This is a genomic window from Yeosuana aromativorans, from assembly GCF_014646655.1.
GTDB lineage: Bacteria > Bacteroidota > Bacteroidia > Flavobacteriales > Flavobacteriaceae > Yeosuana > Yeosuana aromativorans.
This window is the reverse complement of the sequence record NZ_BMNR01000006.1, coordinates 143,822-158,553: the sequence shown is the minus strand read 5'-3', so window position 1 is coordinate 158,553 and position 14,732 is coordinate 143,822. Positions and strand designations below refer to the sequence as shown.

11 protein-coding genes are annotated in these 14,732 nt (G+C 37.1%); 8 read left to right on the top strand and 3 right to left on the bottom strand.

Annotation, left to right across the window (positions count from 1 at the left end):
- The first annotated feature begins 2 nt into the window (after nucleotides 1–2).
- From IEW94_RS13635 to IEW94_RS13600, 8 genes are all read left to right on the top strand, one after another.
- Nucleotides 3–1,295 carry a serine hydrolase domain-containing protein gene (locus IEW94_RS13635; protein ID WP_188654009.1) on the top strand — a complete coding sequence of 431 codons (1,293 nt, stop codon included), beginning with the start codon at nucleotides 3–5 and terminating at the stop codon, nucleotides 1,293–1,295.
- Nucleotides 1,296–1,369: 74 nt separating this feature from the next.
- Nucleotides 1,370–2,458, top strand: coding sequence for a CNNM domain-containing protein (locus IEW94_RS13630; protein ID WP_188654007.1), 1,089 nt, complete (start codon nucleotides 1,370–1,372; stop codon nucleotides 2,456–2,458).
- A complete protein-coding gene (locus IEW94_RS13625; RefSeq protein ID WP_188654005.1) occupies nucleotides 2,458–2,931 on the top strand; it encodes a methylated-DNA--[protein]-cysteine S-methyltransferase in 474 nt (157 codons plus the stop codon). Before IEW94_RS13630 ends, IEW94_RS13625 begins: the two co-directional genes overlap by 1 nt.
- 105 nt (nucleotides 2,932–3,036) lie before the next feature.
- Nucleotides 3,037–5,481: a penicillin acylase family protein gene (locus tag IEW94_RS13620; protein WP_188654003.1), complete on the top strand. Its 2,445-nt coding sequence runs from the start codon at nucleotides 3,037–3,039 to the stop codon at nucleotides 5,479–5,481.
- Between the two features lie 88 nt (nucleotides 5,482–5,569).
- Nucleotides 5,570–5,926 (top strand): hypothetical protein, encoded by a 357-nt coding sequence (locus IEW94_RS13615; RefSeq protein WP_188654001.1) that lies wholly within the window; start codon nucleotides 5,570–5,572, stop codon nucleotides 5,924–5,926.
- 17 nt (nucleotides 5,927–5,943) lie between these two features.
- A complete protein-coding gene (locus IEW94_RS13610) occupies nucleotides 5,944–6,657 on the top strand; it encodes a 3'-5' exonuclease (protein ID WP_188653999.1) in 714 nt (237 codons plus the stop codon).
- The gene (locus tag IEW94_RS13605) at nucleotides 6,658–8,337 is read left to right on the top strand and encodes an ABC transporter ATP-binding protein (protein WP_188653997.1); all 1,680 of its coding nucleotides are present in this window, start codon (nucleotides 6,658–6,660) and stop codon (nucleotides 8,335–8,337) included. It begins immediately after the preceding gene.
- A gap of 381 nt (nucleotides 8,338–8,718) precedes the next feature.
- Nucleotides 8,719–10,683: an acetoacetate--CoA ligase gene (locus IEW94_RS13600; RefSeq protein ID WP_188653995.1), complete on the top strand. Its 1,965-nt coding sequence runs from the start codon at nucleotides 8,719–8,721 to the stop codon at nucleotides 10,681–10,683.
- Here IEW94_RS13600 and IEW94_RS13595 read toward each other — a convergent pair.
- From IEW94_RS13595 to IEW94_RS13585, 3 genes are read right to left on the bottom strand one after another with little or no spacing between them, the layout of a single operon-like run.
- On the bottom strand, nucleotides 10,680–13,016 hold the full coding sequence (locus IEW94_RS13595) for a penicillin-binding protein 1A (protein ID WP_188653993.1): 2,337 nt from the start codon (nucleotides 13,014–13,016) through the stop codon (nucleotides 10,680–10,682). The two genes, IEW94_RS13600 and IEW94_RS13595, sit on opposite strands and share 4 nt — an antisense overlap.
- A gap of 8 nt (nucleotides 13,017–13,024) precedes the next feature.
- Entirely contained in the window at nucleotides 13,025–13,516 is a 492-nt protein-coding gene (locus tag IEW94_RS13590; RefSeq protein ID WP_188654175.1) for a gliding motility lipoprotein GldH, read from the bottom strand.
- Nucleotides 13,506–14,678, bottom strand: coding sequence for a PSP1 domain-containing protein (locus tag IEW94_RS13585; protein WP_188653984.1), 1,173 nt, complete (start codon nucleotides 14,676–14,678; stop codon nucleotides 13,506–13,508). The genes IEW94_RS13590 and IEW94_RS13585 overlap by 11 nt, the downstream gene beginning before the upstream one ends.
- Nucleotides 14,679–14,732 lie beyond the last annotated feature (54 nt).

The window sequence follows — 14,732 nt, the reverse complement described above, 5'->3', positions numbered from 1 at the left end:
GCATGTTTAAGAATCTCTTGTTTTTTATTGTTTGTTGCTTTTTGTGCTCCCAACTAGCCCAGGCTCAATTACAATATGACACCCCAGAATCTGTTGGTTTAAATTCTGAATACATTCAAAAAAAAGTAGATTCTATTATGCAATCAGGCATAAAGCAACATGCGTTTCCTGGTGCTCAACTTTTAGTGGCTAAACAAGGAAAAATCATTTTTCATCAAGCCTATGGTTACCATACTTATGATAGCATTCAAAAAGTCGCTTTAGATGATATATACGATTTAGCTTCTGTTACCAAAGTAGTTGGCCCTCTACCGGCCTTAATGAAACTGTATGAACAAGGAAAATTAAACCTTGACGTTCCGTTTTCAACGTATTGGAAATCGTGGAAACATAAAAAAGACAAGAAAGACATTACCCTTCGCGAATTATTGGCGCATCAATCTGGATTACAACCTTACATCGTGTTTTTAAGCGATGTCTTAAAGAATGGTAAGCCTAAACATCGATTTATCCATAGCCATCCCAGCAAAAGATTTTCGCTTGAAGCTTATAAAGACATTTACGTTAAGAATCGGTTTCAAAGAAAAATGTTCCGAATAATAAAACGTTCAAAAGTCAGTGATAAAAAGGTCTATAATTATTCCGGATTAGCATCCTTAATCTATCCTAAACTCATTGAAAATATAACCGGTGAAGATTATAGAACCTATCTTCAAAATAATTTTTACAAACCCTTGGGCTGTGAAACATTGGGGTACCTCCCTTCATTAAAGTCATTTAAAAACGCCATCGTTCCCACCGAATATGATTCTATTTTTAGAAAACATCTCACCAAAGGTTGGGTTCATGATGAAAATGCCGCCCTATTGGGTGGTGTTTCGGGTAATGCCGGTCTATTTGGCACTGCTTTAGATTTGGCCAAATACATGCAAATGTTGCTTCAAAAAGGAGTTTATGATGGGCACCAGTTTTTTAAACCAGCTACGGTAGAGGAATTTACCCGAATTCAATATCCTGAAAATGATAACCGCAGAGGGCTAGGTTTTGACAAACCTTTAATAGGCAATGACACCTTAAGCCTCAAAGAAGCCTATCCTGCTCCAGAAGTGAGCCCATCAAGTTTTGGGCACTCCGGTTTTACTGGAACCTTTATTTGGGCCGACCCAGAAAACGACATGGTTTTTATTTTCTTGTCAAACCGTGTGTATCCAACAAGAACCCATACAAACATTTACAACCTCAACATAAGACCTTCGCTGCAACAAGTATTTTACCAAGCAACAATAAAAAATTAAGTCCTATTTCTATTCTTTCTTTGAAAACGTGTTATAAAATTAATTTTGTAATTTCACGTTAAAATCATTTGTTAATGAGCGCTTTAATTTTTTGGGCATCCATATCCATTTTCTTTTCTTTTTTATGTTCAATTCTTGAAGCTGTGCTTTTAAGTGTTACACCTACGTTTATAAACGTTAAAAAACAAAAAGGCAAAGCGTATGCACTAACTTTAGAAAACCTAAAAAAAGATGTTGACAAACCTCTAATTGCCATCCTTACACTCAACACCATTGCACACACGTTGGGTGCCATGATGGTTGGTATTGAAGCAGAAAAACTGCCTTACAAAATAGAACTTTGGGGCATTAACACGGTTGGTATTGTTTCGGCCATTATGACCTTTTTAATTTTAGTGGCTTCAGAAATTATTCCAAAAACCATTGGTGCCACCTATTGGAAACAATTGGCAAACTTCACTTCAAAAGCGTTAACAGTATTGATTTTCCCATTAAAATGGTCAGGACTGTTATGGTTACTTCAATTGGCTACAAAGCTTATTGGCGGGAAAGGGCATCATGGTAGTGTGTTAAGTAGAGAAGATTTTCATGCCATGACCGATATGGCTCATGAAGAGGGTGTGTTTCAAGAAAACGAAAGTAAAATAATCAAAAACTTGCTCACTTTTAAAGAAGTAAAGGCAAAAGACATCATGACACCTAGAACGGTTATGAAAATTGAGAACGAGACTACTACTGTTGAATCGTTTTTTAATAAAAATTTAAATCTTCGCTTTTCAAGGATTCCTATTTATGATACTGATCCAGACAATATTTCAGGCCTGGTTTTAAAGGACGAAATCTTTAAAGAAATGGCCCTTGATAACAGCTCAAAAAAACTATCCGAATTAAAACGAACTATTATTGTTGTTGATAGAGAATTACCCATTCCACGATTGTTTGAACAATTAATTGAAAGCAGAAACCACATGGCCATAGTGGTTGATGAGTATGGTAGTGTAAGCGGATTGGTAACCATGGAAGATGTTATAGAAACCTTGCTTGGTCTTGAAATCATGGATGAAAGCGATAATGTATCAGACCTGCAACATTTAGCCAGAAAAAATTGGGAAGCACGTGCTAAAAAACTTGGTATTTTTGAAGATGAAACCTCTAAAGACTAATGGAAACCTGTATCATAAACACGCCTTTAGGTTACACCAAAATAGTTGGTGACCTTGATGGTATTACTGAAGTCACCGTTTTAAATTCCGAAGAAAAAATTACGGACATTATTCCTGATGAACTTGAAGATTGTGTGGTGCAACTCAACGAATATTTTGAAGGTACAAGAGAACAATTTGATTTAAAACTAAACCCACAAGGTACTGATTTTCAAAAAAAGGTATGGGACAAACTTCTTGAAATTCCTTACGGAAAAACAATTTCATATTTAGAATTATCCAAACAATTGGGAGATGTAAAAGCCATAAGGGCGGTGGCAAATGCCAATGGTAAAAACCCTCTTTGGATAATAGTGCCTTGCCATAGGGTGATTGGCACCGATGGTAGTTTAACCGGCTATGCTGGTGGTATACACAGAAAACAATGGTTACTTGACCATGAAAATCCCTTTAAGCAACAATCTTTGTTTTAGCTAAAATATATATCTTTCATCATAACCCATTAATATTCTAAAAAAATGGAAATATGGGGTTATTAATTTTCTTATATTTAATAATTCAAAATCTAAACTAGCTCAATGAAATACTTGAAATTTGTTTTATCACTAGTCCTTGTACTAGGTGTTTTTTATGCTCTTAACACAAAACTCGGTTCTGTACCTCCTATTGGTAAGTTTTTAAGCCCATCCCAAGGCATTTGGCAAAATGAAAAAACGGAATCCATTTCCGGGAATATTGTCGTTGACGGATTAACTGACGAAGTTTCCATTAAATATGATGCCAACTTAATTCCGCATATTTTTGCTCAAAATGACATCGATTTATATCGGGCTCAAGGTTATATAACGGCAAAACACCGTTTATGGCAAATGGAATTTCAAACCTTTGCTTCTGCAGGACGCTTATCTGAAATTGTAGGGCCAAAGGCCTTAAACTATGACAGAGCTCAACGTAGAAAAGGCTTGGGTTACGGTGCAGAAAAAGCTCTTGAAAAAATTAAAAAAGACCCTGAAATTCTAAGCTACTTAGAAGCCTATCGCGATGGTGTAAATAGCTATATCGCTTCTTTGAAACCTAAAGACTATCCCATAGAATACAAATTACTGAACTATGCCCCAGAACCCTGGACCTTGGAAAAAACAACCTTGTTGTTTATGTACATGACAGATGATTTGTGTGGTTATAGCAACGACTTTGCTTACTCCCATCTCATGCAGGAGTTTGGTAAAGACCGCTTCAATCTCATGTTCCCTGACTTTTTTGATGTTTTGGATCCTGTGATTCCTAAAGATACCGATTGGAGTTTTATAGACACGCCTATGACTGAAAGACCAGCATCTGAGATACCTCTAGATTCTTTAACGGAAACCATGGACAATCCGGACCCTGCAAACGGTAGTAATAACTGGGCTGTTTCTGGTAGCAAATCGTATTCTGGTAACCCCATATTGGCCAACGACCCACATTTAGGGCTTAACCTACCCTCCATTTGGTTCGTCATGCAATTGGCAACTCCAGAACATAATGCTTTTGGTGCTACGTTACCTGGTGCTATGGGTGTCGTTTCCGGTTTTAATACGCATATTGCTTGGGGTGAAACCAATGCGACCCGAGATGTGAAAGATTGGTATAAAACCACCTTTAAAGATGCCTCTAGAAAAGAATATAAATACAATAACGGTTGGCGCAAAACCTCTGTTCGGGTAGAGGAAATCAAAATTAGAGATCAAAAACCGTTTATAGATTCTGTTCTCTACACTCATGAAGGACCAGTAAGTTACGATATCAATTTTAAAGGAACCCAGAAAACCGTGGGCTATGCCATGAAATGGACTGGCCATATGGGTGGTAATGAACAACGTACCATTTTAGAACTCAACGCCGCAAAAGATTATGATGATTATTTAAATGCCATCAAGAAGTGGGTGGCTCCAGCCCAAAATTTTGTGTTCGCTTCTACCGAAGGTGATATCGCCCTCTGGATTCAAGGTTTGTTCCCCAACAAATGGCACGGGCAAGGAAAATTTTTAATGGATGGCAGCAATCCAGATAATGACTGGCAGAGTTTTATTCCACAAAAATTCAATGCCTTTACTAAAAATCCCGAACGCGGTTTTGTTAGTTCAGCCAATCAACATCCAGTCGATCAAAACTATCCGTTTTATGTGTTTAACGATCATTACGAAACCTACCGAAATCGTGTGATTAATGATTTTTTCAGATCTAAAGACACCTTCAACATACAAGATTTTAAAAATTTACAAAACAATAACTACAATCTAAAAGCTTCGGAATTATTGCCTTACGTGTTTGAGCACATGGACGCCTCAACATTAACCAAAGAGGAAACCGATATGTATAATCGCATCAAACAATGGGACTTTAACACAAGCATTGATTCGCACGCCGCAACCATTTGGGAAATTTGGTGGAAAGACCTTTTCAATCTCACTTGGGATGACGTTGACTGGGAAGACGCTCTTAAGAAAAAACCTGACGATAATGCCAAAAATTACTTTTTGCGTACGCTTCATTACCAAACCATTTATTTGCTTAAAAATGATCCGGACAATGCCATCATGGATTTGGCAAATACCCCAGAGAAAGAAACTTCCAGCGATTTGTTTTTAATCTCGTTTAAGGAAGCTGTAAAACAACTTCAAGAATGGGAAGCAGAGCATGGTGATTATGCTTGGAGCAAATATAAAAGCACTTATGTTGGTCATTTATTGCAAGCCTTACCAGCTTTTTCTCGTTTTGATATTCCCATAGGTGGTGACCGAAATACCGTGAATGCAGCTGCCAAAAACCATGGCCCATCGTGGCGTATGATTGTAGAAATGAGTTCGCCTCCCAAAGCTCTTGGTATTTATCCTGGTGGACAATCGGGAAACCCTGGAAGCAAATATTATGATAACTTTATTGATAGATGGGCTGCTGGCAACTATTTAAATTTATTGTTTATGCAAAATCCAGATGCAACCGATGGTGTTGTAGCAACTCAAACTTTAATGCCAAACTAATGAAATGCCATTTAACAAAAATCCACGGGTCAGCCAAAATGTTTAGTAAATGCATTACATCTGATCCCTTAAAAATAAATTTCAACAGATGAAAAGAAAAATCACTCATTTTATATTAATCATTGTATTAGCGGTTTTACTGTCTCAATTTTTACCTTGGTGGTCAGTAATGGTTTCTGCGTTTTTAACCTCGCTGATTGTATCACTTAAAAAAGGCGCCGTGTTTTTTGTTCCTTTTTTAGCTATTGCCTTGCTTTGGATAGGACAGGCGTTTTATTTGAGTAGTTCCAATGATTTTATACTTGCCAAAAAAATAGCGGTTTTATTACCTTTACAGGGGAATCCTTATCTTTTAATGGCAGTTTCTGCTATCATTGGAGGCTTAGCTGCCGGAATAGCTGGCGTTTTTGGGAAACAGTGTCAGACCCTATTTGCAGGAAAATGAGACTATAAGTAATTATCATGATTTCAAAACTTAATTTAGAAAACATCCTCTTTCTGGATATAGAAACCGTTCCAGAAACACCTTCTTTTTCAGATTTGGATGAAACCAAACAAGCGTTGTGGGAACACAAATCACAATACCAACGAAAAGATGATGAAACGGCTGAGGAATTTTATGAACGTGCTGGTATTTGGGCCGAATTTGGTAAAATAATCTGTATCTCTGTCGGCTATTTTGTCTTTCGGGGCGATTTAAGGCAGTTTAGGGTGACGTCTTTTCACGGTGATGAGACCAAGATTTTAAAGGATTTTAAAAACCTATTGATTTCCCATTTTAGTAAAAACAAGCATCTGCTTTGCGCGCACAATGGTAAAGAATTTGACTTTCCGTACATTGCCCGAAGAATGATCATCAACCGTATTGAAATTCCATATAAATTAAACTTGTTTGGAAAAAAACCATGGGAAGTGCCACATTTGGACACTTTAGAACTCTGGAAATTCGGTGACTATAAAACCTATACCTCTTTAAAATTATTGACCAATGTGTTGGGCATTCCCTCTCCAAAAGACGATATTGATGGCAGCGACGTGTATCGGGTTTATTACGAAGACCAAGAAATAGATAGAATTATCAAATACTGTGAAAAAGACACAATAGCCGTTGCTCAAATCTTTTTACGATTGCGTGGCGATGAGATTCTTCACGATTCAGAAATCACTCATATATAAATGCTGGAAAAACCACTTTTAACAATTGATGAGCTTTCTATTTCCTTTGCGGAAAATGAAGTCATCCACAGTATTTCCTATCACCTGAACCAAAATGAAATTTTAGGTATTGTGGGAGAATCCGGTTCGGGTAAATCAGTATCTTCTTTAGCTATTTTGGGATTGCTCCCCAAAAAGCTTTCAAAAATTACTTCAGGACAAATTATATATGATGGCATTGATTTAACCCAAATTACAACACAAGAATTCCAAAATATTCGAGGCAATAAAATAGCCATTATTTTCCAGGAACCCATGAGTTCGTTAAATCCATCCATGACCTGTGGAAAACAAGTCCAGGAAATATTATTGGAACATACCAATTGCTCAAAAAAACAAGCTGAAGAAGAAACACTTTTGCTTTTTGAAAGCGTAAAACTTCCTAACCCCAAACGCGTTTACAAAGCGTATCCGCATGAAATATCCGGTGGGCAAAAACAACGGGTCATGATTGCCATGGCCATTGCTTGCAAGCCTGATATTTTAATAGCTGATGAACCTACAACCGCCTTGGATGTGACCGTTCAAAAGGACATTATTGCGCTACTGAAAGAATTACAGGCAAAAACCAAGATGAGCATTATTTTCATCACGCATGATTTGGCTTTAATATCTGAAATAGCCCATCGCGTTTTGGTGATGTACAAAGGAAAAATCGTGGAACAAGGGCCTGTTTCAGACATTTTTAAATCACCTCAGCAACCCTATACAAAGGCATTATTACATTCCAGGCCGTCATTGAATACACGGTTAAAAACACTGCCAACTATCCAGGATTATTTGAATCATACTACTAAAACAGAAATTATAACTTCAAAAGAGCGCAAGAAAAATCATCAAATATTATATAGTAAAGAACCCTTATTGGAAGTGATAAATGTTGAAAAAGAATATGTTTCAAAATCTGGTTGGTTTACAAAACCCGATTCCTTTAAAGCGGTTGATGGTGTTAGTTTTAAATTATATGAAGGCGAAACCTTGGGATTGGTTGGCGAATCAGGCTGTGGAAAATCAACTCTTGGAAATGCCATTCTTCAACTGGATAAAGCAACAGCCGGAAAAATTTTGTACAAAAACAAAGACATCACAAAACTATCCCATTCTGAGGTTAAGAAACTTCGAAAAGACATCCAAATTATTTTTCAGGATCCGTATTCTTCATTAAACCCCAGAATTCCTATAGGTAAAGCCATTATGGAACCCATGAAAGTACATAACCTTTTCAATTCCGATAGTGAACGAAAAGATAAAACCATCGATATTTTAAATAAAGTAGGCCTTTCTGAAGAATTTTTCAATCGGTATCCACATGAGTTTTCTGGCGGACAGCGTCAACGTATTGGTATTGCAAGAACTATTGCTCTACAGCCAAAATTAATTGTGTGTGATGAATCGGTTTCAGCACTGGATATCTCTGTTCAAGCGCAGGTATTGAATTTGCTTAACGAACTGAAGGAAACCTTTGGCTTTACGTATATCTTTATATCTCACGACTTGGCGGTTGTAAAATACATGTCCGACCAATTATTGGTGATGAACAAAGGACGTATTGAGGAATTGGATGATGCCGATGAAATCTATAACCATCCAAAAAAAGACTATACCAAAAAGTTAATAAATGCCATCCCTAAAGGGTTATAGCATAAATATTTTTTTGGTTAAATACAAAACACTTTTCAAAAAACGTAAATTCTCACGAAGCGTTTCCTTGAATTTACTTTCACTATTGATAGGTTGTTCAGGTAGATTTGTTGCAAAATTCATAAGTTGTCAGTTTATGGTAGATTTGGGAATCTATTTATTTTGTTTTGGTTTATTTGGGGATTATAAAAGTAACATTATTTTTTAATTCATCGATTAAAAAACATTAATAATCGATGAAATACATATATTTTTAACTTTTTAAGGTATTTAACTACATTATTTAGTTTTTGAGTATTTTGTTTTTATGTTTTTTAATTATAAAATGCCCCAACCCATTGTTTGTAGATTGCGTATATTTAAACTTTAAATGTTATAAAAATGTCTAGCAATAAATTATGGGAAGGTTCAACAAAGTTTAAAGAGAATAGTCATTTATATGACTATCAAAAATGGTTGACCGATAATTTGAATCTATCCTTTAATTCCTATGAAGAACTATGGCAATGGTCTGTAGATCATATTACTGATTTTTGGGAAAGCCTTTGGAACTATTTTAATATTATTTCACATAAGCCTTATGATACGGTTTTAACCATGACCACTATGCCAGATTTTACTTGGTTTAATGGTGCTCAAGTCAATTATGCTGAACATGTTTTTAGGCATGATAACCCTAACCAAACAGCCATTATCTTCAGTAACGAGCAAGGTGAACACAAAGAACTATCTTGGAACGAACTAAAAAATAAAGTAGCATCAATGGCTGCTTACTTAAAATCAATTGGAGTTACAAAAGGCGATTGTGTTGTTGCCTTTTTACCCAATGTGCCAGAGGCTACTATTTCATTTTTGGCCGTAAATTCCATTGGTGCCATCTGGTCAAGCACGTCACCAGACTTTGGAACCGAAAGTGTCATCGATAGGTTTGCACAAATTAAACCCAAGGTTTTTATAACGGTTGATGGTTATTTTTATAACGGTAAACCTCACGATAAAACAGCCATCGCAATTGATATAGCAAAAGCCTTGCCTACTCTGGAAAAAGTAATTGTATTGCCATATTTGAACAAAGATGACATATCAAAATTTCCTAAAGATTTTATAAATATTGATACCGTATTTAATACCGTTGCCGAAAACTTGGTTTTTGAACCTATTGATTTTAACCATCCTATTTGGGTGTTATACTCCTCTGGAACCACCGGTTTACCAAAAGCCATAGTACACTCCCACGGTGGTATTTTATTGGAACATTTAAAATACATGGCTTTCCACAATGATGTCCACAAAGGTGAACATTATTTTTGGTATACCACCACCGGTTGGATGATGTGGAATTTTTTACAATCGGCATTGCTAATGAGTGCAACCATTGTATTGTATGATGGCAGTCCTACCTATCCAAATATCAATAAGCTTTGGGAGTTTTCAGATGAAGTCAACATTACACATTTTGGAACCAGCGCACCGTTTCTAGTGGCCAGCATGAAAAACCAAATTAAGCCAAAAAATGACTGTAACTTAGGCTCCATTCGCTCTATAAGTTCAACCGGCGCCCCATTGCCTTTTGAAGCGTTTGAGTATGTCTACAAAAACATAAAACAAGATGTATGGTTATGCTCCATGGCTGGTGGCACCGATGTTTGTACCGCATTTGTTGGTGGCACACCATTTTATGCGGTTCATACCGGAGAAATCCAGTGTAGAGCCTTAGGTGTTTCCCTTTATGCCTATGATGATAACGGTCATGCTATTGAAGATGATTTAGGCGAAATGGTTATTGATAAACCCATGCCGTCCATGCCTATTTATTTTTGGAATGACCCCAATAAAAAACGCTATAAGGCAAGTTATTTTGAACATTTCCCTGGTAAATGGAGACATGGGGATTTTATAAAAATAAACTCCAAGACAAAGGGTATCATTATTTATGGCCGATCTGACGCCACTTTAAATCGTCATGGAATCCGCATAGGCACCAGTGAAATTTATAGATGTATCAATAAAATACAAGCTATTGAAGATTCGCTTATTGTTAATTTAGAACTTGAAGGCGGTCGGCATTATATGCCTTTGTTTGTAAAAATGAGGCCTTCATTCAAACTTACAGCAGATGTAAAAACACAAATAAAGGAACAGCTCAAAAAGGAATATTCACCCAGACATGTTCCTGATGACATTATTGAAGTTGCAGACATTCCATATACCATAAGCGGCAAGAAAATGGAAGCACCCATTAAAAAGATTTTACTAAAAATGCCTTTTGAAAAATCCATTAACGTTGATTCCATGAAAAACCCAGAATCAGTAAATTTCTTTGTGGAATTAGCAAAGACTATTTAAAAATCCAAATCATCGGGGAGTTCCTGTTTTGAACCGCTTTTTGAATTGTTATCACTAGAAGTGCCTGAACAATCCACCCTAATGGAAAGATCTACAGGAACATCAAAATCTTCTTGTGAAATATTCAAATCGGGGTCGGCATAACAGCTCTTCATGTAAAGCGCCCAAATAGGCAGGGCCATAGCAGCTCCTTGCCCATACGTAATACTTGCAAAGTGCACCGAACGGTCTTCGGCACCTACCCAAACACCTGTAACCAAATTAGGCACCATACCCATAAACCAGCCATCACTTTGGTTTTGTGTAGTTCCTGTTTTACCGGCGATAGGATTGGTAAACTGATACGGATATCCAGTGACTATTTCCTTATAATCGGGTCGGTAAGCCTCAGCACCCGTGGTTCGTAATCTGACCCCTGAACCAGATTCTGTAACCCCTTCCATCAATTTTACGGTTACGTAAGCGGTTTCTTCACTCAACACATCCCTCGTTTCAGGTTTTACCTGATATAATACCGTGTTGTTTTTATCGGTAATGCTTGTTACCATAACGGGTTTTGTATACACCCCTTTATTTGCAAAGGCCGAATAGGCTCCTACCATTTCATAAACACTTAAATCAGCTGTTCCCAAGGCAATGGAAGGAACAGGAGGAATATCAGATTCAACACCCAGTTTTTTTACTAAATCAACCACAGGTCTTGGCCCAACTTTATCCATAACCCTAGCCGTCACGGTATTTACCGAATTTGCCAAGGCGTCCTTTAAGGTCATGGAGCCACCATAATCACCATCAGCATTTTTGGGAGACCACGGCTCTGGATTTCCATATTTACCTGCTTCAATAGTAATTTGAGATCGCGGTAAAATATCGCAAGGCGACAGGTGCAATTGGTCAATAGCTGTTGCATACACAAACGGCTTAAACGTTGAACCAACTTGTCGTTTTCCTGCTTTTACATGGTCATACTGAAAATGTTTGTAATTCATGCCACCAACCCACGCTTTCACTTGGCCTGTTTGCGGATCCATGGACATAAGTCCAGGATGCAAGAACGATTTGTAATACCTCATGGAATCCATCGGTTTCATAATGGTATCTATCTCGCCTTTCCATGAGAAAACAGTCATTTGGGTTGGTTTGGAAAATGATTCCTTTATCTCTTTTTCTGATTTTCCCAAATCATACTTCATGTGCCTCCAGCGTTCAGATTGTCTCATGGAACGGTTCATCAAAGCTTCAATTTCACTTTGATCAAGCTCTAAAAAAGGAGCTGTTGGGTTTCTATTTGGAGTGTTTTGATGAAAAAATTCTGCCTGTAACCTTGGCATGTGTTTTTGAACGGCCTCCTCTGCATATTTTTGCATTCTGGAGTCAATGGTAGTATATACTTTTAAACCATCACTGTTTAAATTATACAATGTACCATCTGGCTTTGGATTGTTCTTAATCCAATCTTTCATGAAAGCTCTTAAGTATTCCCTAAAATAGGTGGCTGTTCCCTCGCGATGGGATTCTGGAGAGTAATTGAGACCCAATTCTGTTTTTTGTAGAGAATCCTTAACTTTCTCAGTAATATAACCATATTTTTCCATTTGGGACAACACCACATTCCGTCTGTTCTTCACACCAACTGGATTTCTGTCTGGTCTGGGGTTGTAAAGTGATGAATTTTTAAACATCCCAACCAACATGGCAGATTCTTTTAAATCTAAATCCTTTGGCTCTTTGCCGAAATAAATTCTTGAAGCACTTCTAATTCCGTCTGCGTTATTATTAAAGTCGTAAATATTGAAATATTGCGCTAAGATTTCTTCTTTGGTATATTGCCGCTCCAAACGGATTGCAATAATCCACTCTTTGACTTTTTGCAAGATTCGTTCTAAAACATTTGTTGAACCTTCTCCGTGAAACAATTGTTTTGCCAATTGCTGGGAAATCGTACTGGCACCACCGCCCCTACCAAGTTTTACAATGGCCCTGAGCGTTCCTCTAATATCAATTCCTGAATGTTGATAGTACCTGGCGTCTTCAGTTGCTACCAAGGCATCTACCAAATGTTTGGGCAGTTCATCATAACCAACGGGCGTTCTATTGTCATTAAAATAAAATTTTCCTAAAGTAACCCCATCAGAAGAAATGATTTCAGTAGCTAAATTTGTTTTGGGATTTTCTAGTTGTGTATGGTCTGGCAATTCTCCAAAAGCACCCCATGATGCCAATGAAAACAATAATACTATAAAAAGAATTCCGGCTGAAAAAATAATCCAAAACCAGCGTACATATTTATCAAACTCGTGGTTCTCGTTTTTAACTTGTTTTGCCTTTGCCATACTATTTATTAATTACTGGTTGGGGTCTCAATTCTAAAACCAACATCTGTGATGCCTTCAAGATCAACAACGCCATTGACCTTTCCATTTTCTCTCATGGCGTGTTGTATGTTTACGGTATATTCTCCAGCTTCTTTAAACACCACGTCTTCTTTGTACCACAATTTATTTTCCTTAACGTCCATAAGACCGGTACCCAAAAATTTTCCGGATGGATCTGCCATTCTATATTCCAACGTGTCCTTTATAGTCTTTCCATGCGGGAAAACCATTTCAACAATCAAAAAGATATTGCTGTATTTATAAGCGCTGGTATTTCTTAAATCCACAAACAAATTATAAGGTTTTATTGAATCTGGGGGATTTATTTTAAACGAAATAACAGAATCCTTATTCCACTCGTTGGGAACTGATTTATACTCATCATAAACCCGTTTTGAGTCGCAAGAAACGATGATGAAAGAAAGTCCTAAAATAAATAATAACACACTATTTCGCATTATTTTTGGCATTTTTAGGTTTCCTTCTGTTTTTATTGTTTCTTCTATTTTTACGTTTATTATTTGGTTTTGGACTATCAAATCGTGTTAAACTATCTTGACCAACAACGTTTTCAAACTGGTTTTTAGTATCTTCAACCAATTCTGATGCGTATTCTTCTAGGCTTGCAACCTTTTTGTTCTTTTTATTTAGCTTGATAATTTCATTGGCTTGATCGGTTGTTATTTTGTGCCAATTGGCCCATTCACCTTCATAGGCATACCACAAAAAGCCTTTGAAAATATCTGTTTTTTGGCAAACGGCCATTCCTTTTTCTGTTTGAAGTTTAATATCTGTTGATGGAAAACTTTTTAAGGCATCCAAATACGTATCCAACTCATAGTTTAAGCAACATTTAAGTTTTCCGCATTGTCCGGCAAGTTTTTGGGGATTTAAGGATAGTTGCTGATATCTCGCCGCTGAAGTGCTTACAGACCTAAAATCTGTTAACCAAGTAGAACAGCACAATTCCCGACCACAAGAACCAATACCGCCAAGCCTGGAAGCTTCTTGACGAAAGCCAACTTGTTTCATCTCAATACGTGTTCTAAACTCTCTTGCAAATACTTTAATGAGTTCCCTAAAATCAACCCGTTCTTCAGCCGTGTAATAAAACGTGGCTTTACTGGCATCCCCTTGAAATTCAATATCAGATATTTTCATTTCTAACTTCAAGTCAATGGCGAATTGACGCGCTTTAACCTTCATGGGTTCTTCTCGATCTCTTGCCTCTGACCAAATATCGATGTCTTTTTGGCTTGCCTTTCTGTAAATTTTATAAATCTCCTCACCTTCTTGAGGAATGTTTTTGCGCTTCATTTGAACCCGCACCAACTCGCCGGTAAGCGTGACCATACCAACATCATGGCCTGATTGTGATTGCGTAGCAACAATATCGCCAATACTCAAGGTTAAATTTTCGGTGTTTTTATAATAGTGTTTCCTGCCGTTTTTAAAACGGACCTCAACCCAATCAAACGGTTTTTCTCCGTTAGGAAGTGACATATTGGCTAACCAATCAAAAACCGTAAGCTTATTACAGCTATCTGTACCACAGGTACCATTGTTTTTGCATCCTTTAGGCTGGCCGCCTTTTTCAGTTGAACAACTGTTACAACTCATATATTTTATATGTTGAATTCGTCAATAAAAAATTATTACGAATGAAGGTTTGTA